This window comes from uncultured Shewanella sp., from assembly GCF_947491715.1.
In the GTDB taxonomy this organism is placed as follows: domain Bacteria; phylum Pseudomonadota; class Gammaproteobacteria; order Enterobacterales; family Shewanellaceae; genus Shewanella.
Genome location: NZ_CANLKR010000053.1, coordinates 1 through 22,061, shown reverse-complemented (window position 1 = coordinate 22,061; position 22,061 = coordinate 1). Strand labels below are relative to the sequence as shown.

Below are 22,061 nucleotides of genomic sequence, written 5' to 3'. Positions count from 1 at the left end.
TTAAATACTTAATTTGCCTAGCATGGTTTGTTTTTTGATCATTGTTTTATTAATATAGCTTCATGATCTTTCTTACAATTTATTGTTTTTTTGATATTGGTTGAGTTTGTTATTTGTTAATTGTTGTTTTTTCTTTTTTATTGGTTGTATTATGAACGGAATAGAATCAAATAATTCTTATTTATCATCATATTCTTATGACTTGAACTCTTCTGAAGACAAGATGAAATATGATAAAATATCATCAGCATTTAAGCGAGCAATTGATTGTATAATTAGTAACTTAAAGTTTTTTGATGATTTTATCGGAACAGATTTTGCTAAGAGGGAGCAGGTAAGTGAGATTAAAGCTCAAGTTGTTAAATTGTTTATTTCAGATATAAGCGGTAAACAATTTGAGAGTATTTTTAAGGCTATACAACATAAAGTGAAAGACGATGATAGCTGCTTTCAATCTTCAGTTATGGGTAATTATTACTTAAGGATTGACAATGATGGTAATTCATTTCGGTTAGAGTGGGAATATAATCGTGGTCTTGGGCAGTATGAAATGTCGAAGGATAGCAGGGGTTTTATAAATGAGACATTTGGTTCTAACTATTAGAAATTGAAAATCTTTCCTGTATAAGATAAGGCGATTGAATATATCGCCTTTTATTTGCATCAGACCTTGTGAATGCTTTTTAAAAAGCTTGCTGTAGTCCAGCATTCTTAATCTTTTTCATAAATTCCGCAATAACGCCCTGATTAATGTCTAGGCTCACTTTAATCTAAGAGCGAACAATATAGGAATAACTTGGACAGGCATTGTTAAATAGGCATTGTTAAATAGGTATTGTTAAATATGAATCTACGACAAAATAAGATATTGGCGGCTACATCGGGGCTCTGTATCAATGAAGGTTTAAGTAGAAGCAGTCAACTTATAGAGCTTGATATTAATAATATCATTGCAGAGGAAACAATAATGCCAGCTATTGTTAATAGCCTATTTTTGTTGGTTTGACTAAACTTGAGTGATTAACGATGTTGGTGAAATGGAGTTGACCGTGCCACGTCCAAGAAGAACTCAGATAAGTATTGAAGATACCTCTTATTATCATTGCTGTAGTCGTGTAGTACGCCGAGCGTATTTGTGTGGTGAAGATCCTTTAACAGGTAAGAATTACAACCATCGTCGTGCTTGGGTAGAAAATCAATTGTTAAAACTTTCTTCAATCTTTGCAATAGATATTGCTGCGTATGCGGTGATGTCGAATCATTTACATGTGGTGCTTTATATTGATATAGAACAAGCTAATCAGTGGTCTGATAAAGAGGTTGTTCAACAATGGCATCAGCTTTTTAAAGGATCTGAGCTCACTCACCAATTTGTGAATGGGAAAGTTATTGAAGATTATGAGGTGAATACATTAAAAAGTTTGATTGCTGAGTATCGTAGCCGTTTAAGTGATATAAGCTGGTTTATGCGCTGTTTGAATGAACCTATTGCTCGAAAGGCTAACCATGAAGATAAATGCACAGGTCACTTTTGGGAAGGGCGGTTTAAGAGTCAAGCATTGCTTGATGAAGCGGCGTTACTTTCCTGTATGGCTTATGTAGATTTAAACCCTATACGTGGAAAGGTAGCGAAAACGCTACAAGAATCAAACTATACAAGTATTCAGCAACGTATTAATGCGGCGATAACAGGACAGCAGCCGAATTATTTAGTGCCGTTTGTTGGAAATGAGTATATGAACATGCCTAAAGGCCTAAGGTTTAATGTTCAAAATTATTTGCAGTTAGTGGATGAGACTGGACGTATTATTAGTGAAGGAAAAGGAGGTGTTATGAGTCCTTCGACGATGGATATATTAAGTTGTTTAAATATGTCAGCTGAAAATTGGTTAAAATTGACTAATGATTTTGGTCGGATTTTTCATGGTCCCGTGGGGACGTTACAAGAACTAACTCGTTATTGTGAACACCTAGAAAAACGAAGGCGACACTTCTCAGCTTGTTGTCAATATATTTGTTAATGGCGAAAAAACCTAGTCGATCATAATACTCTCTTAATGGAAGTACTTTGTTGATTACCAACATCATATGCTGATTCATTATCAATTCTGTAATCTTTATATTTAAAATGATGCGTATCGTGAAATTCAAATAGGTGTCTATTCCCTAAGTTTTCTTATACCAAAAAATTAGATACTGGCTTTAGTATTGATACTTAACAATGGGTGGCTTGATTTTTTTGTGAGTTTAACAACTGGGCAATTTTTTGCTCATTTGGGCAAGTTTTTGCCCATTTCGAGCAAGTTATTGCTCGATTTTCTATGTGGTATTTTTTTTAATTAATAAAAACAATTGCTTAAAAGTTGGCACGCTAAATGCTTTATTAAGAGCGAAATTAAGGGAAGTGATAGTCGCAGTTGAATCGACTTTAGAAAGTTAAAGAGACACTGTTATTACTTTTCATGCATTGCTTTATTTTGTAAGTCAGAAAATAAGTAAAGTAATGCACCGTTAGATCGTTCGGAGTAAGTTGGATAAAAAAGGACTTACTTTGTCATTTTGTGGGTTAACTCAATTATTGCAGTTGCCGACAAAATAACGACAATTAAAAATAAATAAGTAGTTAATTAAAAAGGAATTAAACTATGCCAACGCCATGTTATATCTCAATCGAAGGTCAAACTCAAGGTAATATTACTGCAGGTGCATTCACCTCTGATTCTGTGGGCGATATCTTCGTTGAAGGTCATGAAGATGAGATGCTAGTACAAGAGTTCAACCATGTTGTGACAGTACCAACAGATCCACAATCGGGTCAACCTTCAGGTCAACGTGTTCATAAGCCATTTATCTTCACTGTTGCGTTAAACAAAGCGGTACCGCTAATGTATAACGCACTTTCAACGGGCGAGAAATTGAATACTGTGGTACTTAACTGGTACCGTACCTCAATTGAAGGTAAGCAAGAGCATTTCTTCTCTACCTCTTTAGAAGGTGCAACCATTGTCGATATCGATTGTCACATGCCACATTGTCAAGATCCAACGCAATCCGATTTCACTCAGCTTGTAAAAGTGTCGCTTGCTTATCGTCAGATTAATTGGGATCACACTACCGCGGGTACATCAGGTTCTGATGACTGGCGTAAACCAACTGAAGCATAAGCTTCAGTATCAATAGTGTTATCTTCCTAATAAACCATTGAGTTTGCTAGGCCAATAAAGCAATATTTAATAAAAGGCTTCAACATGAAGCCTTTTTCTTATAAAGAAAGGTGAGCTTGTATATTATTAAGCTGCTATAGAAGGTAACAGTTTAATAATATGCATGTTTTTGAATGGGGAAAAGGATTTTACTATGACGGCATCAACAACAGAGCAAGAAGTCACAGGCATACTGTCGGGCACAGGACTGCGATATCAATTTAGTGCAGAAGGGCTAGATCCCGAATGTTTTGCATTAACTGAGTTTCGTTTTAATGAGGGCTTGTCCACGCCTTTTGAAGTTAAATTGACCTTGTTGAGTCGCCAAAGTGATTTGGACCCAGTGGACATTGTTGATTTACCTGGGCTGATGCAATGGGCTGTCGATGGTGAAATTACCCGTCAAGTGCATGGTATTGTCAGTGATTTCACTAAAGGCGATACAGGCCATCACCATACCCAATATTATCTGACCTTAGTACCTGCACTGTCGCGCTTAAAGCTGCGGCAAAATAGCCGAATATTCCAAGCGACTGGCGTACTGTCTATTATTTCCATCATATTGAATGAAATGGGGATAACTGACTTTGCGTTTAATTGCGATTCCGCGTTGAATGAACGCTTGCGTGAATATTGTGTGCAATATCGAGAAACGGATTTTGATTTTATTACGCGTCTCGCGGCTGAAGAAGGACTGGTTTATCATTTTGAGCATACGGCGACGAGCCATACTTTAGTCTTCAGTGATTCCAATTTAAAGCTGAGTTTTCTGCAAGCTTATGTGCCTTATAATGCGCTAAGTGGCGGAGTGTCGAGTGCGCCTTTTGTACGGCAATTTACGTTAACTCATCAAGTTAAACCTGCCAGCGTGAGTTTAAAAGATGCTAGTTTTAAAAATCCCAATTATAGCTTTTTGCTAGAAAGTCTGGCGAATGACCTTGAACATCAAAATGATAATTACCAGCACTTTGATTTTCCGGGTCGCTTTAAAGATGACACTTCAGGGCAAGTCTTTAGTCAAGCAAGGCTGAATTATTTACGCCGTGATGCGGTGCAAGCTGCAGGGAAAGGCAATATTATGGCCATGCAAGCGGGCTATAAATTCCCTCTTACTGGGCACAGTGATGACAGCATAAACCGAGACTGGCTGCTGACGCAGGTTAGCCATGAAGGCGTGCAAGGAGCGGGCGCGGAAGAAACAAACAGTACCACTCCCACCACCTTTAATAATCAATTCACTGTGATCCCAGCCAATGGCGCTTGGCAGGCAACACCTAACCCTAAACCCTTAGTCAATGGCGTACAAAAAGCCGTGGTGGTGGGCCCTGAAGGGGAAGAGATTTATTGCGATGAATTTGGCCGTGTGAAATTACAATTTCCCTGGGACAGATACAGTAACGGCGATGATGTCTCCAGTTGTTGGGTGCGAGTGAGCCAAGGTTGGGCAGGCAGCCAATATGGCATGATGTCGGTGCCTCGTATTGGCCATGAAGTCATCGTATCTTTTATTGAAGGGGATCCGGATCAACCCATCATTACGGGGCGTACCCATAATGCGCTGAATTTACCGCCTTATCCTTTGCCTGAACACCAAAGCCGCATGGTTATGAAAACCCAAACCCATAAAGGCGAAGGCAGTAACGAGCTTTATTTTGACGATGAAGTGGATGAGGAAGAAATTTACCTGCATGGGCAAAAAGACATGCACACATTGGTGGAAAACGATCACCTGCAAGACATCAAACATGATCAACATCATCATATTGAAGGTGAACGTTTTGCCCAAGTGGGTGGCAGTGAGCATGTGAATATTGAAGGTGAAAGCCGCACATTAGTGAAGAAAAACCATCATTTGCAAGTGAGTGGCAGCTTGCATGTGAAAGCGGGCAAGTTATGGGTAGATGAAGCCAGCAGTGAAATCCATATTAAAGCGGGCCAAAAAGTCGTGATTGAGGCGGCAAAGGGTATAACGGTCAAAGCGGGGGGCAGTTTCGTCAAAGTCGACAGTGGCGGCGTGCATGTGTCAGGCTCAGCCATTAACCTCAATGCCGGAGGCGGTAAAGGCAGCGGCAGCAGCGCCAGCCCGAAAAAACCGACGTTACCCGAAAACCTTGATGATGCCATTAATCCTGAGGCGGCGGAATTGGAACTCCAAGCCGCGACCCTTGAAACCACAGCAGGCGAAGCCAACTTTGATTACACCGCCGTCGAGCTTGCGGCTAATGAGGCGCCAGCAGCGGTGGCAGTGACGCCAGCACTCAAGCATAAAATGATCATTGATCAACGTGAAGACACAGCTATTACTCAGGCTTGTCAAAAACAAGCGGACGGTTCTTGTCCACTCACTGATTGTCCTTGCAGGTAAAAGTGATGAGTATGAAAAATGGCTTAGTTTTACCCAAACAAGACAGTGATGGGATCATGTTGTCTCATTATCTAGTGGCGCACGCTCATCCAGACTTAGCACGAGAAATATATACGTATGTTGGCAATAGCGATATTGCGCCTCTTTATATAGACACACCAGTTGCAGATTTACTTGAGCAAAGCCCTTATGTGGTGAATATTTTTCAAGACGATCCGCTTTTTGAAGTGTTTCAATCAAATGTTCAACAATCACCTGCCAATCTAGAACCCTTTATTCAAGATCAAACGCCTTGGTCTGGGATCATTGTCTCCGTCAGAGCAACGGTGTCTTTTGATATGGTGTTAGCTTATCTCCGTCATCGAGTATTGATCCAATTTTCGGGTAAACGAAAAGGCGTGTTTCATTTTCAAAACCCTAATGTCGCTCGGTATTTTTTTGGAGAAGCTCAGCTCCAAGACACTCAAGAATGGATGGGGCCGTTATTGTATCTGCATTGGTATGAGCAATGGCACAACGGCGGGGAAGAGGTTCTCGGTCAATGGCGACAAGTTGAGAACCCAGCACCTAGTTATGATCTTTGTAGCGATAGGGATACATTAGGTAATCAAGCCTTGTTTCCGTTATGGCAATTGCGAGAGTCCCAACAACAGGCATTAGAGTTGCAATTTGATGACAAAAATATTGTGCGTTTCTTTAAAGAAAGCATGCAGTCGCTGCCAAATGTGGACGAACGTAATTTATACCGTACTTATATCAAACAAGTTGAGCAATTGGGCTTTTATCAAGTGCAAGAGTTAGATGCTTATTTTTATCTACGTCAACAATATCCCCAAATTAATCCAGCACGCTTGTCTGATCCTAGCTTGGACGCACTCACTGCCCATGAGAAATTACAATGTTTAGAAACCATGTTAAGAAAGGATGCTTTATATGTCTGTGAATAAAATTAGCCAAGGACCGGCCTGTGATGGTGCTGGAAAAAAACTCTTTATTGAGGTTACGGGCATTGAGCACAATGATGTACAAAGCATTAAATTATTTGATGAAACGGATCAAATAGAGCAAGAGTTTCTTGAAAAACATGTAGAAACAGAAATGCTTGATGATTCATGTATTCATAGCTGGAACTGCTGCGAACAACCCAGCCCATTGAATGCGTGGTTGGCGGTAAAAACAGGATCAGAAGATAACACTGAATCGAAAGATATCATGCTGCCTCTGTATGATGCCGTCGTGTCGTCAAAGCGGGTCGCGGATGATAGGCAAAATTATTTATTACATGCCATTATGCCGCTGACCTTAATGCCCAGCTTTGACACATCCCTTAAAGACAGAGACAGGTTAGCGCCAGTTCGAAATGGTTATTTGTATGTATTTTATCGCGGCCGTGCATGGCGAGAAATTGAAATTCGCACCCAAGATGATGGCAGTGTGCAGCTTAAAGATGTGCATCTTTATGCTTATCGTGCGGGGCGGAATAAGCCTTTTAGTAATGATCCCCGCGTGGCAACAGGTGTGCCGCTCAATGATATTTGGCTGCCCGCTAAAGATAATGAGGAGGGCACTTATTTACGGATTGCTTACTCAGAAGTGCAATGGAGTGGTGCAAGAATTAACTTTCTTGAAAAAACTGAAGAGGCGTTAGCCGAGCGCACTGTAGCGTTTTCTCAGGTCAATATTGATAGAGACAAAGACTTAGTTAAGGCTTCAACGCTAAAGCCCATGCGTGCAAGGATGATTGAGGTTGAACTGGAATTGGCTAATCCTTTGCTGTTTAATCGCGATTTATCTGGCGATTACATGAGTAGCCTGTATAAAAAAGTCAAAGCGGAGCAACAAAAGTTGCAACAAGGAGGGAGTGGTGCCCTTGAGGTATTTAAAAACAGATCGGATCTCGAGTTAGAATATGGCGCTAAATTTGCAGCGCTGGCAGAGATCACAGGCTCGGCCAATCAAGGCGTAGTGTTTGATGATGTGGGTCAGTCTTTGGATTATCTTAAAGATGCTAAAACTCGAAAACTGTATGTGCTGCCCTTTATCGATCAAAGTTTCATATTGCGTCATCACAGCGCCATGACGCTGTATTGCTTTAATTATTTACAAGATGTGCAAACTCAAGCGGGGCAAGAACCCCATGTTCAAAGTGCCGAATTAGTGCAGCGTATCATTATGCCCAAAAAAATGGGCGATAAAACCAATCCTTATCATAAATTCAGTGACGAGATAGACAATTACTTAGCAGGGGTCTTTCATCGCCGCATACGCAGCATTGAGCGCAGTCAGTTTCGCTGTGATTGTCGAACCCTACAAGCCTCTTTGGCTAAAGTGTTTAATGATGAACAAACCGCGATTTGCTTGAAAGATTTCAGCTCACTCAATGACATCAATGGCGCCACGGCACATCTATTGGCGGGCAGGGCTGTGGGGGCACTCAATATGGATCCCGATGCCATGGATACTTTGTTGCCGGATGAGGACAAAAAGCCCCATGCTCACCTAGCCACGTTAGCCTCTTTGCTAAACCCTGACGATAAACATCCGTTGCATTCGATTTTATTTGTCAGCACAGATGAAGTGCCACTGGATGGCAAGTATACGCCGCCTGAGGCGGATAATGATGGCTCAGGCTTGGCCACACCTGCCAACATCGCTCGCTGGGCAAATGACAATTTGCTCATGAGTGAAGATAAAATCGAGACCCTTGATTTATTGCTGGCCACCAAAATGGTGGATAACGGTGAAAACCAATTTGGCAACTTTAGGCGTATTTCGGGGGTGATGGGCAATATTTTCCAAGAGTTATTTGAACTTTTACTCAAATTACAAACGGAGACGATGAAGCAAAGTATTCAGATTAACTTTACCGCCTTGTATGCCCCCGCCTTGAGTACCTTAAAAGCGGTAAACTCTAAGTATTTAAGCGAAATGGTGTATGTGCCCACCACAGGTGAAGCAGTAAAAGGTTACGTGGTGGGTGTGCAAGGGGCGGGGCTGAAATATGGCGTAACAGAAGGTGACAAAGCCTACTTATATGGGAGAAGCATGGATGAAGCTAAGCGAAAAGGAAAAGTGGCCTATGGTAGCTTGCACGATGAGAGCGGCCAGTTAATCGCCTCCACTAAAAAGTCACAATTAGATCAGAATGCGGCCACCGCAGGAGCGGCCCTGAGTCGTCAAAAGGCCGCTGTGGTGGTCGTACCCGAAAATAGCGAGCTCGCCAAAGATAAAATGAAGCTGAAACAAGTACTGAATGATTTACATAAAGAAGGCCGCAGTATCAGCAACAGCTATGAAACATTACGATTGCCTTATTGGCTGGTGGCCATTGAAATTATTAATTTACAGCAGACTATTGAAGGCTTAAAAACTGAAAGTAATGCTACAAAAATAGGTGCGAATGTAATTAGTGCTTCAATGGATTTGGCTATTGCGCTTGTGAATGCCCATAAATTAATGACAAACAATGCATCGCGTTTATCTCTGGCAGTCAATGTGGAAAGCATTCGATTTTCTCCTGATGTTATTGCGCGTTTTACGTCCAAAAAATGGGGAATGAGATTAGTCTCAGGTGTGACTCGCTTGCAATTAGCAGGTTTTGCTGCGGGTATGCTCACTGCGGGCATTGCGGTGTGGGATACGGTGCGGCTTTATAGTGCAAAAGATAATGATGCGGCCATGGCCATGGGCATGGTGGCGCTGGGCACGGCCATGACCAGTATTGCGGCAACTTTCTTTACCGCTTCTAGTGCATTCTTAGGTTTTGGTCCCATAGCTTGGTTAGGGATAGGCATCGCAGTAGCGGGTGGGTTACTGTATTACTACTTTAAAGACACCCCCATAGAGACGTGGCTGAAAAATGGCCCTTTTGGGGACGAGCCTGCAATGGATGGTGATTATGCCAAGCTGCAAGAGCCTCAAGAGGCCTTTATGCAGCTGATCAATCTTGTGATGTCGCTGTCTATCAGTACTTATTCTATCGATAAAATCAAGTTCCCTGCCGATGCCATTGCCAAATTTAAGCAGCGCGGCGTGACCCACGGCATTTTAGTGCGCAGTAACTTGTTGCAGTTACTGAATGCCGACCAAGTGAAGATGCGCTTTTTTGCCCGTCAAGCCATTCAAAAGAGCACGAAGATGTTCACTCGAATGACTCGTTCAGAACCGATACCAACCATTGAGATTATTCAACAAGCCGAAGTGAATAGCCCAGTGATTGAGACCATTGATACTATCGAAGGTAAATTATATCTAATGAGTTTTAAGCTTAAGGTACCCAAGGATAATACTGAACTCAATATGGGGCTGTTTGAGCGTACTGCTGTTCGACGTGAGACATTTGCCCCCCACTTTAGTGTGCGGGCGCAATTAAGCATTGGTGATTTAGCCTTTCCCCGTTTGCCGCTGGATCAGTTGGCACAAAAAGCGGATCCTAAAGCTGCACCCCAATTTACCGATAAAGATTACTATTGGGCCGATGAGCAGCATTATCCGCTGAGATAAGCATAATACTTTTTTATGAAATAGATTTTAAGGACGAACATGAGCGCATCGTTAGAACAACTTGACTATCTCGAGACTGCCTACAGAAGTGATAAACCAATAGCAGAACGTGCTGTATATCCCATGGGCTTATGGGAAGGTTTAATGCGTCAAGGCACGCCATTACCTTTAACTCAGCCAAGTGAAAAGGTTTCGACTACAGCCATTGCCGATATGACGCCATCAGAATATCGAAAGGTCAATCAAGACCCAAAAAATAAACACAACGATTTTTTTTGGACGGAAACGAAATTATCGCAAGAAAAGTTGAGTGGTTGGACTTCCATATATTTAAACCTATCTGGCCTTGCTAAAATAATGTGTCTTTTCCTATTACCATTTTCTTATGTGGTTATTTTTTTTCTAGCATTTTCTAGTCAATATTTTTCATTTTCTGATTTGATTGACTTTTATTTAATATTAACATTTTATTTTTTATTGCCTTGTAGTGTTATTTGGGGACAATTCGAATTAATGAATCGAGGCTACTTTACCCTTTGGTTTTTAAAGGCCAAAAAGCACTATGAGCTCAATCGAAAGACGGGCATGGTGACCCTTTATAAAGGTAATGGTAAACCCAGATTTAGTCATCCGTTTCATGAGTTTGATTGTATTCTCACTTCCAGTCCCACGCCGCAAGGCCTGATGAACTATGGGCTATTCCTGGTGCATAGATATAACGGTTATTCTTTCGGTGTACCGCTGCAAAGTTTGATGCCCGGCAGTCCGTTAGTGGCGGAATATCATTATTTGTGGAATATGATACAAGCTTATATGGATGTCACTTCTCCCATGCCGGATATTCTTGTTTTGGAAGAAGCGCGGGAGCGGGATCCTACCACTCGTGAGTTTGACGCCAAAGGCTTGCGGGGCACTGCGCTTAATATGAGTGGCGAGACTGCTGCGAATAAAGGAGACTTACTGAAAAATCCTCGTGGCAGCCACTTTTGGCGCAATATGAGTGATGAGGACTTTGAGCAGATTTTAAAGACTATCGCTAAGAGCCAGTAATGTTTAGTCAACTGTGACAGTAGTAAGTACTTAATGATAAGAATAACCCCGCAAGGAAGCGACTTAGAGGCTTAGCCCTAATCAAGAGTCAAGGACGAACATGAGCGCATCGTTAGAACAACTTGGCTATCTGGAGACTGCCTACAGAAGTGATCAGCCGATAGCAGACCGTGCTGTACACCCCATGGGATTATGGGAAGGTTTAATGCGTCAAGGCACGCCATTACCTTTGACTCAACCAACGGATAAGGTTTCAACCACGGCTATTGCCGATATGACGCCATCCGAATATCGAAAGGTTGACCAAGATCCGGATAATAAACATAAAGGTTTCTTTTGGACGGAAACGAAATTATCGCAAGAAAAGTTAAGTGGTTGGACAGCAGTTTACTTATACGCCTCTGGATTGGGAAAAATTATTTGTTGGATTTTTCCACCTATTTTTTTTCTAGTACTCCTACATGCAGTTATTTTTGAAGGGGAGCCTATTATAGGTGCTATAGAGATTTTTTTATTAGCATCAATGTATGTTTTACTGCCCAGTGGTTTGCTATGGGGACAATTTGAATTAATGAATCGAGGCTATTTTACCCTTTGGTTTTTAAAGGCGAAAAAGCATTATGAGCTCAATCGCAAAACGGGCATGGTGACCCTTTATAAAGGCAATGGAAAACCCAGATTTAGTCATCCGTTTCATGAGTTTGATTGTATTCTCACTTCCAGCCCCACGCCGCAAGGTTTGATGAACTATGGGCTATTTCTAGTGCATAGATATAACGGTTATTCCTTCGGTGTACCATTGCACAGCCTGATGCCGAGCAGCCCGTTAGTGGCGGAATATCATTACCTGTGGAATATGATACAAGCTTATATGGATGTGACGTCTCCCATGCCAGATATTTTGGTATTAGAGCCTGCTCGTGAAAAAGACCCCACGACTAAAGCTTTTGATGATAAAGGCTTGCGGGGCACGGCTCTTAATATGAGTGGCGAGACTGCTGCGAATAAAACAGAGAGCAAGCAACGAGGCAGCCACTTTTGGCGCAACATGAGTGATGACGATTTTGAGCAAACCTTAAAGGCTATCGCTAAAAACCAGTAATGCAGCTTTAACATCATCATTGAGAATAAAACACGCAGGGAAGCGACTTAGAGGCTTAGCCCTAATCAAGAGTCAAGGACGGACATGAGTTTAGTTGCCGAACAACATGATAACGATAATGACAGCGTTTACGATATAGGTGCCTATCGAAGTGATAAGCCAATAGCAGACAAAGTGATCCCGCCTAAGGGATTGTGGGAACTGTCTATCCGTAAAGGGGCGCATTTACCTTTCGCAAAACCTAGCAATGTGGTGTCTACTCAGCAGGCCTCAGGCTTTAAGCCTTCAGAATATCGGGAAATAGAAGATAAGCTGGCGTCAGGGGAACGGCATTTATACTGGAATGAGACAGTTCTGAAAGAAGAAAAAATGAGTGGCTGGGGGGATTGTATTTAACTACCTCAGTGGTGGCAAAGTTTATAGCTTTATATATGATCCCTTTTAGTTGTGTAGTGACTTTTTTTCTAGCGCTGTTTAGTCAATATTTTTCTTTTAATGATTTATTAGAATATTATTATGTCGTATTTATTTATGTATTTATGCCCAGTGGGTTGCTTTGGGGGCAATTGGTGTTGATGGAAAAAGGCTACTTTACCCCTTGGTTTTTAAAGGCTAAAAAGCATTATGAGCTCAATCGAAAAACAGGTATGGTGACCCTTTACAAAGGCAATGGTAAACCTCGCTTTAGTCATCCGTTTCATGAGTTTGATTGTATTCTCACTTCCAGCCCCACGCCGCAAGGTTTGATGAACTATGGGCTATTTCTAGTGCATAGATATAACGGTTATTCCTTCGGTGTACCATTGCACAGCCTGATGCCGGGCAGCCCGTTAGTCGCCGAATATCATTATTTATGGAGCATGATACAAGCTTATATGGATGTGACGTCTCCCATGCCGGATATTCTTGTTTTGGAAGAAGCGCGCGAGCGGGATCCTACCACTAAAGCCTTTGATGATAACGGCTTGAGGTGCACGGCTCTTAATATGAGTGGCGTGTCTTCTGCGAAAAAAGGAGACTTACTGAAAAATCCTCGTGGTAGCCACTTTTGGCGCAATATGTCAGATGAGGAGTTTGAGCAAACCTTAGCGGCCATTGCTAAGAACCAATAATGTTTAGTCAACTGTGACAGTAGTAAGTACTTAATGATAAGAATAAAACACGCAGGGAAGCTAGGAAATGAAATGGACACGATCATGGAGAGCCAAGAAGGAGGTATGAGTGTGATGGCGGCGGAGATAGCGGTGGAAATAGTAGTGGGGATTGCAGCGCTTATTCTGACGTAGAATATGATGAATATCTTGGGAATAACAATTCTGGAGAAGGTGGCCAAAGCAAAAGGCGTAGTAAATGGGGAGAATGCCTCGATCGTCTATGGATTGTCTTGTTCATCGTTATCATGGTGTGGGGGATAATGGGCTTTATTTTGGCATAAATAATATAACCTATTTGGTTAGTACTGCTTTGTTTGCAGGAATAGTTTCGGAGGTATGAGAGATTGAGTGCGTTTTTGGCTAGAGCCTTTGTAAGAGAAGGCTGCTTTTGAGTCAGATCCATTCTTCATTTAATGCTTTATTTGATTTTTATCTTATTTTTGATTCAATTCTCTTAATTGAGTGACTAATTTATTGAATACGTGAAAACGTTAAGGACAACATGATGGGTAATGCAGTGAAAGTGGGTGATATTGGTTCGGCACATGATGGGTATTTTCCTACGCCAGTGGTGTCGGGATCGGGTACTGTGATAGGCGATGGTAGCCCTTTGGCGCGAGTGGGGGATCCCTTGTTGCCACACATTAAGCCCAAAAACCCGCCTCATGGGCGCTCGATTAAGGCGGGTTCCAGTAGTGTATTTATCGATGGTAAAGCCGCTGTGCGAGATGGGGATGCCATTGATTGCGGGGGGACAGTCTCTGGTGGTGGGACCATTAATATTGGCTAGATATAACATTGGCTAGATATAATATTGGCGAGTTTGTTACTTAAACGTTTTAAGTTTTATCTTGTGATGCTTTTTTTGTATCGAATATGTATAAAATGACGCAATAGCGGAGGAGGCTGTAGGCGCGTTGTTTCTTTGGCTTTAGAATGGATGCTTGAGAACGGATTGAGGGATTAAATCGGTGATGTTGAATAAAATAAAAAATAATAATGGCCATTTTTGGGGCCGCATTTTTGACCTGATTTTTGACCGCATTTTTGAAACAGTCGCTAAAGTTACTGCTTATTCTCTGAAAAGTGTGCAATTCGCTAAGGGCTTTTCTGCTCCGTCATTATCGAGTCGGATCAGCATGCCTTTAAAAAGGCAAGCTAGTGATACCGCTTCAATGGACTCTGCTTGGTCTATCAATGGCTTTAAGGCTTATATTCCATCAATTCCTCAATCATTTCGATTATCCTCCTCACCGTTCAACAGGCGCTCATTAAATAGAACATCTGCTGCGCAAGATGTGAAGCGTCCTAATCCATTTTACTTTAAAAACAGTAGTTTTAATGCTCATCTTCTTAATGTTGGGGGCGAGGATGCTAGCCTGAGGACATTCTCTTGCGAGATGGCTGACGAAATGGCTAACGAGAGAAAAGGCCAGTTCACTTCAAAGGGGCTGACGCGAGAGCCGTTTGCTCGAACGTTTTTTGCTCGAGAAGACTTCCTGAGTCCGTGTTTTGATAGTCGTTATTGTGCTTTCCCTTTTAGGGGGTTAATGGACAGGTATTGCTCCCACTATGATGGCCTTTTACATGAGCGATCTCGGCCTATGGAGCGAATGCTGACGGGGCAATCTCGTGGTTTGAGCGGCCCTCTACTCAATCATCACCCTTATCATGACTATTTATGTCGTTTAACGGGCTTCCACAGCATGGAACCCTTGTTTGATCTTATGGGTGAGGCACTGCTAGCGCCAGAGCTCGAGTTAGAGTTAGAGTTAGAGTCGAAGCCAGAACGGAAGCCAGCGGATGAGATGAGTGCCGTTTTGCTGGCAAAGATTCAAAATCAGGCTCAGACTCGGTCTGGTTCCATGTTTGCTTCAGATAGCCTTGAAGATTTTACTCAAAAGCAAGAATTACAGATTAACGCCAATGCCCGAGAGAACGTTGATAATGTCACGGGGCAGGTGCAAGCTTGCCAATTAGAATTCAGTCTTGCAGGTTTTATTCCGTTAAGTTTTAAACGTGTTTATTGCTCAGCTTGGCATCATGAGTCTGTAACTGAGCCCAAGATCCAAGGCTTATTAGGCCGAACTTGGTGGTGCAGTTGGGATCTGTGTCTTGTGATTGAGTCTGGGCAGCTTTGCTTTATAGACGAAGGAAAACAAAAAGCCCGTTTTGCCTTTCCACTTGAAGGGCAAGAAGTACGATCGGCGAGCTTACCCGCTTGGCGACTTAAACGCTTTCAAGGGCGCTATTATATGCGCCATGTGAGTGGGTTAACTTATGGCTTTCATGTCACGGGCTTTAATGTGAACGGGGCTCAGGCAAATGGCGCTAATCGTTTATTATTATCCGAAATTGTTGATGAAAATAAAAACAGCATCCACTTTATCTATGAAAAAGGATTGCTTACTTGGGTATTATTGAGTGACGACCGTTATATCAAGGTGGTAACGGAGCAAGCTTGCATCACAAAACTTGTGTTAACCGATAGCAAAAAGCGCACCATTGCGCCTTTAGTGGACTTTACCTATAACGCTGTGCAGCAATTGATCGTGAGTCATGCCCATGGGCGGCATCAGGCATATTATGACTATGACAAATGTGATCATTTGCTTAAAACCGCCAGTGGCATTGAGGCTGTAGAAGAAAAAACAGACTCGCCAGTGCCCTCGGATTTTTCATGGGTGCAATATCGCTATGATGATAAAGGGCGAGCGGTATCACGTCTTGGTGCCCAAGGGTTGGGTCGAGGGCAATGGCGCTATGATGATGACAATGCCATTATCTACCATAAAACCAGCCATAAAGGCATAGTGTGTTATCACCGCAATGCACAAAAACAGTTAGTAAAATGGATTAATGCTAAGGGTGGCGTTACCTCCTTTGAATGGCGTGGCGGGCAATTAAGCCGCCAAATCGATCCTTTGGGGCAATACACGGCTTGGGAATATGATGATTGGGGCCAAGTGTGCGCCATTAAACAGAGTGATAATCGTGTTCACCGTTACGGTTTTAATGCACAAGGTAAGCTGGTTTCTGCGCTTGATAGCGAGGGGAATACTTGGCAGTATCACTATGATAAAAAAGGGAATCGCACTCAAGCATGTTTGCCTTGTGGTGACAGGTTTTATTACCAATACAGTGGCCGAGGTCAGCTGGCTTGGATAGTAAAACAAGATGGCGAGCAACTCGGTTTTCAGTATCACATTGACAGTCAAGTGAGTGCAGTTTATTTACCCGAGCGTATAGAAAAAGTCAGCGCTCAAAGTGATCAGCGCAATCAAAATGAGCTGGGCGAACCCAATAGGCTAGATCAAGACGCTAATGCACAATATCAAAAAATAACAGACACACTCTTGTTTGAGTATGATGATTTAGGCCGACTTATTTCACAGCATTGGCAAACAGAAATGGCTTTAATGAAGACGCAATTTAAGCGTGTTCAATTAGACAGAAAAGCAGGGGGGGTGTTTGATCTTAGAGGTTTATCTGTTTCTTCCTTATTGATGCAAAAGCCATTTTTCAAGCGCAAGACACAAGATTGGACCTATGATGGTGTGTCGATGCGGCCCGCAAGGTGGACGACATTCATGGGTGACAGGACTATTGATGATCGGAGTTTTCAGTACAGCCATAATGCTCATTTGATTAAAGTCAGTATTTTTGCCGCGCCTAAGGCCGAATTAGAGTCTGAATTAGGTGCAGAGGTAGAAGCTGGATCTTCATTAGTTAATAAGGCTAAAGTTAATAAAGCTAATTTTGCGAGTAAAAACCAAGCTAATGAAGGTCAAGCACCAAGATCACAAAAGGCGTTTCCTTGCCGTATTTATCGTTTTACTTACGGCGCCTTTGGCTGTCTACGTCATTATGAAAGCACGAAAACCTCAAGTGAAAAGAGTAAAAAACGTGAAAAAGTGCAATTGGGCTATGACGGCCAAGGACAGCTTATGGGCATGAAAAGTGAAACGAGTCATTGGTGTTATCGCTTTAATGCATCGGGTGAGCGAAGCGACTTAGTGTATGGTGATGGCCTTCGAGTTCAGTATGAGTATGATGCCCTCGGCCGACTTGTTCAACGCACTGGGCTTGATGGAACGCAATTGCGATTTTATTACGATGCCCTTGGCCGTCTTATTCAAAAGCAAGCTTTGAGTGGCGCAGTGGTGATGAGTAATACCTTCTTTAACTATAATGCTCAGTCTCAACTGTTATCGGTTAACAGTGATGATGTTCGTGGGCGAAAAATGCGAGTGGAATATCGACTGGATCCCAAAGGAAAAGTCATTGGCGAAAGCATTCATGAAGGTATGAGTCAAGGCGCTAAGAAAGAGCCAAAGACAAAGGATGAACATACGTGGCGGGGAGAATATTTAAGTTCATCATTTTTTCAGCAAGCAGGCTGCGAGCATAAAGCACTCATTCGCTACTTTTCATCACTTCGTCAGCGACACTTAGCCATCAACGCCATTGTGAAGCATAAAGCACTGTGTGTCTTTGAGCGAGAGCCTATTAATTTACAGCAGAGACTGCTGCAAAATATGGAGAGTTTATTGATGAATCAATCCCCTCTTTCCATAAGCAATGAAGCCATAAGCAATAAAGCCTTAAGCTGTGAAATTATAGGCAGTGAAACCATAGGCAGTGAAACTATAAGTAATGAAGTTATTGCTCAAGAGGAACATGATTACCCGTTAATTAATAAACGTTATGCCAATAGTGTACAGAATTTAGGGCATGTCACTTATCGTTTTGATGTGTGTGGCCGTATGATCGAAAAGGTGGCTCATGATCCAAAACTCAGCGCTAAACAGACTCGGTTCATTTGGGATGAAGAAGACAAGCTAATGGCAGTATTACTTCCCACTGGGGATAGTTGGCGCTGCCATTATGATGGTTTAGCGAGATTGATTGATTTGGAACATATTAGTTCTCAAACAACATGTCGGTGCGGATAATATATTTAGTGCCTTGGGCTATTTTGTCAGAGCTGTGCAAGCAATGAAGCGGGTGCGGCCCATGAGGGAAACACAATACCCCGCCAGCTGGCGTGTGGATATTGACAAGGTTTGCTTGTTCTAAGACTCGAGTGGGCTTTGTCGGATCATTTTTGTCTACCCAAAATTGTGTGGCTCCGTCTTTGAAGTCATCATTGAGTAAAATCAAAAAGGTCATTTGGCTCCAGCGATCGGGGTAAGCGTTGCTGATCAGCTCATTATCCACAACGCGGCTTCCAGGCCATGAACCATCGATGTGGGTTTTGAAAAAATCGCCTTCTTCATAACGATAAAATCGAAAGCGGCCATTGATCCCCAGCGGTTTTTTCCCTTGATAATGCACTGCGGCTTGCTGAGCCAGTGTACTCACTCGATTCCAAATCGCCTTGTCTGTTGCCTCATCAACGACCCAAGTTACATTTTGGTTATGCCTGACATGCCGAGGTAATGAAACCGCTGCATCGGGGAGATAACCTAATGCTTCTGAGTAGTTTATGAGGCGTTCACATTCCTCTTTTGATAATACATTGAGAAGTTGAAAACCACCTGGAATACCAATATTGTCGACTAATTTAACGGACTGGGCATGTTCCTCATTTAATCGAATGGGATCAATGTCATTATTAGCCCATGTGGGTAAAGCGGGGTTTTCGGCGCCAGCTTCGTATTTAACCACAAAAGCGTGTTTTGGCTGAGTCATATTTAATGCTGTCATGTTGACCTCCTGAGATTCAATTAACGGCTAGTGAGTAATCGAGCCTGAGCGAATTGCCTATGGCCGTCGGCTGAACCATGAAATCCATATCCACTTTGCTTGGCGCCAATCCATGGCGCATCACCGCCTGCTCCGACGCCACTGTTGATGGCTACCATGCCAGCTTCTAATTGATTAGCGACATCACTGGCTCCTTGTGAACCAAAAACCACCGCCCCTAAACCAAATTCAGAATCATTAGCTCGCTCAATGGCCTGATTAATGTCAGTAAAGCTTGCCATGGCAATCACTGGGCCAAAGGTTTCATCTTGCTCAATGAGCATATCGGGCGTGATATCGGCGATAACGGTGGGCTGAATATAAGGTGCTTGCTGCTCAGTACTTCCCAATAAAAAACGTGCTCCTTTTTGCTTAGCATCAATGAGGTGAGTCATCACTTTTTGATGTTGTTTTATATTAATCAAAGGGCCAATATTGACGCCCATTTTGTCCCAAGGGCCGACGCGATAACGGGCTGCAATGTGAGTGACTTTCTCTTCAAATTGCTTTGCAACACGTTTGTCGACATAAATGCGTTCGGTTGAGGTACACATTTGTCCCGCATTTTCCACACTACTGGCAACGGCAAAGCTGGCGGCTGCATCAAGGTTGGCATCATGCATGACAATCATAGGATCGTTTCCGCCCAGCTCCATGACCAATCGTTTTAGGCTTTGAGCGCTGCGCTGCATAATATCGATGCCAGCAGCCTTTGATCCGGTAAAGGCAATTAATGCCATTGGGCTATCAACAATAGCCTGTCCTAACTTTGCACCACCAAAGACAATTTGAAGCAGATTATTAGGCAAGACTTCATTAATGTGAGCGATAAAAGCCTGAGCAATTAACGGTGTTTCTTCAGAAGGCTTGAAAATGACAGCGTTACCCGCTATGAGGGCTGGGACCAATAAGTTGCACGCCATGGCCAGAGGATAATTCCAAGGTGAGATAACAGCAGCGACGCCCAGCGCTTGATATTGAATACTGGCATTATGGCCTAATTGACGAGGTTTAAGCGCCTCAGCTGCCGCTGCCGATATGGCTTCTCCGGTATAAATTGCGCCCATGACCTCACCCGTAGCACGGCGAATATCTTTACCCATTTCTCGGCTAAGTAGCTGGGCGAGAGAATTTTGATGGGGCTCGGCTTGCGCAAAGGCTTGAGTGACGATGTCAACGCGCTCTTGTAGGGGGCGCTTTACCCATTGTTTTTGTGCTATTTGGGCCGCGCTGATATGGCTTGGAAGCGCTGCAATTGCTGTTGAAGTCACAGAGCCTAGGGGCTCTCCATTACTGGGATCATATGAAATTAATGGTGTTGTCATCTTAGTTGCCTGCTGATAGTTTGTTATCACTGATGCTCGTGATACTTGAAGGTGCATGCTTTTCTATGTTTTGCGTTTTTGATTGCGCATTTGAATGGAAAAGCTGAGTGATTTGGAATGGGGTGAGATTAACCAATAAGTGATACAATATTAAACAAGTAAATCATGTTTGAGATACAAGTATGAGTGGTATTAATCGGCTGGAACTGAAACAACTTAGATTATTGAGTGCCTTGTTGGTGCAAAAGAATGTCAGTAAAGTGGCATTGCAAATGGGGTTAACGCAGCAAGCCGTGAGCGAGCAACTTAAGAAAATGCGGGATATTTTCGATGATCCATTATTTATTCGCAGCAGTTATGGCGTGATCCCCACCGTTAAAGCTGAAGGACTTGCAGCGCCGATTGAGCAAATTTTATCGCAAGTGGAAGCCTTATTGGAGCAAGATGAATTTGACGTGAGTCAAGTCGATCAAGTGTTTACGATTAGTACCAGTGATTATGCCATGTTAGTTATTCTACCTGAGCTCTTAAGCCATATCGCCTTGCTCGCACCTAAATTGAAAATTATTGTGAGGGAGTTTGAATCTGACAATGTAGAGAGCCTAATGGCATCGGGGGAGGTTGATTTAGCACTCACGTTTCCTGAGTTTATTCCTCAAAACATCCTTTTTGAAACCTTGTTTACTGAGCATCATGTGTGTGTCTGTGCATCAAGTTCTCGATTGGCTAATAAAACCTTGTCATTGAAGCAATTGGCATTATTACCACAAATTATCGTGTCACCATCGCGGGCTAATTTAAAAGGATCCCACGATGCATGGTTTTCAAAGCGTGGACTCAAACGCAATATTGTCATGTCGTTGCCGAGTTTTTCAGCGGTGTTGGCTTGCGTCGGAGCGACGGATAGGGTGGCTTTTATTCCGGCGAGATTATTGCCCGATGCGCAAGTGAGTGTCATTCATTTAGAAGAAAATCCACCGAGTTTTGATGTGATCCAAGCATGGCATCAACGTTCTCAGCGCGACCCTTTACTTAAGTGGATGTTAGGGAAAATACGTGAAGCCATTGAGGCACATTAATCCTATTTACTCTATTTGACCTATTAACGGTAGATAAACTCATTCTTTATTTGAAGCTGTAAGCGTTAATTTTTTATCAATAAACAGGCAGAAAAAACGCTTAAGCTTGATTTATTTGTTAAACAATGATTAATTACTGTTTAATAAAGCATCTTTTGCGTTAAAATGAATAATTAAGTGCAAACAAGGAAAAAATATGTTCATGGATATGCCTCCCGTTATTGATATCAACCCCGTTGCCATCGAAGTGTCTACAGTAAGCGCTGTATCAAATGTGGCAATATCTCCTATTAATACTCAGTATTTATTAATGGACGCTGCCAATAAGCTCGATGCTATAGGCTTGAGTGCGCGTTTTTTTGTGAGGCTTAATGGGGAAAATTGGATACCACCGATGCCAATGGGAGGCGGTGGTTCGAGTAAGCCTAATAATGATGCCAATTTTGCTTTATTGAATGGTGAAGCGGGTTGGGCGTCACCCGTGCCCTTGGGTGGCGGTGGTTCGAGTAAGCCTAATAACGATGCCAATGTT

At 42.6% G+C, this 22,061-nt stretch carries 16 protein-coding genes; 14 read left to right on the top strand and 2 right to left on the bottom strand.

The window, feature by feature from the left end:
- Window positions 1-151: 151 nt before the first annotated feature.
- The 12 genes from Q0779_RS21930 to Q0779_RS21875 all read left to right on the top strand — a co-directional run bounded on the left by Q0779_RS21930 (window position 152) and on the right by Q0779_RS21875 (window position 18,332).
- A complete protein-coding gene (locus Q0779_RS21930; RefSeq protein WP_298776045.1) occupies window positions 152-604 on the top strand; it encodes a hypothetical protein in 453 nt (150 codons plus the stop codon).
- 445 nt (window positions 605-1,049) lie between these two features.
- Window positions 1,050-2,021: a transposase gene (locus tag Q0779_RS21925; protein WP_298776044.1), complete on the top strand. Its 972-nt coding sequence runs from the start codon at window positions 1,050-1,052 to the stop codon at window positions 2,019-2,021.
- A 624-nt stretch (window positions 2,022-2,645) separates the two neighbouring features.
- Window positions 2,646-3,164 carry an Hcp family type VI secretion system effector gene (locus Q0779_RS21920; protein WP_298776043.1) on the top strand — a complete coding sequence of 173 codons (519 nt, stop codon included), beginning with the start codon at window positions 2,646-2,648 and terminating at the stop codon, window positions 3,162-3,164.
- 193 nt (window positions 3,165-3,357) lie between these two features.
- Window positions 3,358-5,568, top strand: a complete 2,211-nt coding sequence (gene tssI, locus Q0779_RS21915; protein ID WP_298776041.1) for a type VI secretion system tip protein TssI/VgrG — start codon at window positions 3,358-3,360, stop codon at window positions 5,566-5,568.
- 5 nt (window positions 5,569-5,573) lie between these two features.
- A complete protein-coding gene (locus Q0779_RS21910; RefSeq protein WP_298776040.1) occupies window positions 5,574-6,515 on the top strand; it encodes a DUF4123 domain-containing protein in 942 nt (313 codons plus the stop codon).
- Entirely contained in the window at window positions 6,502-10,071 is a 3,570-nt protein-coding gene (locus Q0779_RS21905) for a hypothetical protein (protein WP_298776039.1), read from the top strand. The genes Q0779_RS21910 and Q0779_RS21905 overlap by 14 nt, the downstream gene beginning before the upstream one ends.
- Before the next feature lie 39 nt (window positions 10,072-10,110).
- Window positions 10,111-11,121: a hypothetical protein gene (locus tag Q0779_RS21900; protein WP_298776037.1), complete on the top strand. Its 1,011-nt coding sequence runs from the start codon at window positions 10,111-10,113 to the stop codon at window positions 11,119-11,121.
- A gap of 100 nt (window positions 11,122-11,221) precedes the next feature.
- Window positions 11,222-12,223, top strand: a complete 1,002-nt coding sequence (locus Q0779_RS21895; RefSeq protein ID WP_298776035.1) for a hypothetical protein — start codon at window positions 11,222-11,224, stop codon at window positions 12,221-12,223.
- A gap of 84 nt (window positions 12,224-12,307) precedes the next feature.
- Window positions 12,308-12,619 carry a hypothetical protein gene (locus tag Q0779_RS21890; protein WP_298776033.1) on the top strand — a complete coding sequence of 104 codons (312 nt, stop codon included), beginning with the start codon at window positions 12,308-12,310 and terminating at the stop codon, window positions 12,617-12,619.
- A gap of 35 nt (window positions 12,620-12,654) precedes the next feature.
- Complete coding sequence (locus Q0779_RS21885; RefSeq protein ID WP_298776031.1) at window positions 12,655-13,335, top strand: hypothetical protein; 681 nt, start codon at window positions 12,655-12,657, stop codon at window positions 13,333-13,335.
- Between the two features lie 544 nt (window positions 13,336-13,879).
- Window positions 13,880-14,167 (top strand): type VI secretion system PAAR protein, encoded by a 288-nt coding sequence (locus Q0779_RS21880; RefSeq protein ID WP_298776030.1) that lies wholly within the window; start codon window positions 13,880-13,882, stop codon window positions 14,165-14,167.
- A gap of 184 nt (window positions 14,168-14,351) precedes the next feature.
- Window positions 14,352-18,332: a DUF6531 domain-containing protein gene (locus tag Q0779_RS21875; protein ID WP_298776028.1), complete on the top strand. Its 3,981-nt coding sequence runs from the start codon at window positions 14,352-14,354 to the stop codon at window positions 18,330-18,332.
- Here the strand turns inward: Q0779_RS21875 and Q0779_RS21870 are convergent.
- Both Q0779_RS21870 and Q0779_RS21865 read right to left on the bottom strand, forming a co-directional pair.
- Window positions 18,301-19,086, bottom strand: coding sequence for an oxidoreductase (locus Q0779_RS21870; protein WP_298776025.1), 786 nt, complete (start codon window positions 19,084-19,086; stop codon window positions 18,301-18,303). The genes Q0779_RS21875 and Q0779_RS21870 overlap by 32 nt on opposite strands.
- 20 nt (window positions 19,087-19,106) lie before the next feature.
- On the bottom strand, window positions 19,107-20,450 hold the full coding sequence (locus Q0779_RS21865) for an aldehyde dehydrogenase family protein (RefSeq protein ID WP_298776023.1): 1,344 nt from the start codon (window positions 20,448-20,450) through the stop codon (window positions 19,107-19,109).
- 182 nt (window positions 20,451-20,632) lie between these two features.
- Here Q0779_RS21865 and Q0779_RS21860 point away from each other — a divergent pair, with 182 nt between their 5' ends.
- The gene (locus Q0779_RS21860; RefSeq protein ID WP_298776021.1) at window positions 20,633-21,529 is read left to right on the top strand and encodes a LysR family transcriptional regulator; all 897 of its coding nucleotides are present in this window, start codon (window positions 20,633-20,635) and stop codon (window positions 21,527-21,529) included.
- A 196-nt stretch (window positions 21,530-21,725) separates the two neighbouring features.
- The coding region (locus Q0779_RS21855) for a hypothetical protein (protein ID WP_298776019.1) at window positions 21,726-22,061 on the top strand (336 nt) is incomplete at its 3' end.

Coding starts and splice junctions, on each gene's coding strand:
- Q0779_RS21885 (WP_298776031.1), top strand. CDS start 12,655: ATGATCCCTTTTAGTTGTGTAGTGACTTTTTTTCTAGCGCTGTTTAGT.
- tssI (WP_298776041.1), top strand. CDS start 3,358: ATGACGGCATCAACAACAGAGCAAGAAGTCACAGGCATACTGTCGGGC.
- Q0779_RS21875 (WP_298776028.1), top strand. CDS start 14,352: ATGTTGAATAAAATAAAAAATAATAATGGCCATTTTTGGGGCCGCATT.
- Q0779_RS21900 (WP_298776037.1), top strand. CDS start 10,111: ATGAGCGCATCGTTAGAACAACTTGACTATCTCGAGACTGCCTACAGA.
- Q0779_RS21910 (WP_298776040.1), top strand. CDS start 5,574: ATGAGTATGAAAAATGGCTTAGTTTTACCCAAACAAGACAGTGATGGG.
- Q0779_RS21905 (WP_298776039.1), top strand. CDS start 6,502: ATGTCTGTGAATAAAATTAGCCAAGGACCGGCCTGTGATGGTGCTGGA.
- Q0779_RS21860 (WP_298776021.1), top strand. CDS start 20,633: ATGAGTGGTATTAATCGGCTGGAACTGAAACAACTTAGATTATTGAGT.
- Q0779_RS21895 (WP_298776035.1), top strand. CDS start 11,222: ATGAGCGCATCGTTAGAACAACTTGGCTATCTGGAGACTGCCTACAGA.
- Q0779_RS21865 (WP_298776023.1), bottom strand. CDS start 20,450: ATGACAACACCATTAATTTCATATGATCCCAGTAATGGAGAGCCCCTA.
- Q0779_RS21930 (WP_298776045.1), top strand. CDS start 152: ATGAACGGAATAGAATCAAATAATTCTTATTTATCATCATATTCTTAT.
- Q0779_RS21890 (WP_298776033.1), top strand. CDS start 12,308: ATGAGTTTAGTTGCCGAACAACATGATAACGATAATGACAGCGTTTAC.
- Q0779_RS21870 (WP_298776025.1), bottom strand. CDS start 19,086: ATGACAGCATTAAATATGACTCAGCCAAAACACGCTTTTGTGGTTAAA.
- Q0779_RS21880 (WP_298776030.1), top strand. CDS start 13,880: ATGATGGGTAATGCAGTGAAAGTGGGTGATATTGGTTCGGCACATGAT.
- Q0779_RS21920 (WP_298776043.1), top strand. CDS start 2,646: ATGCCAACGCCATGTTATATCTCAATCGAAGGTCAAACTCAAGGTAAT.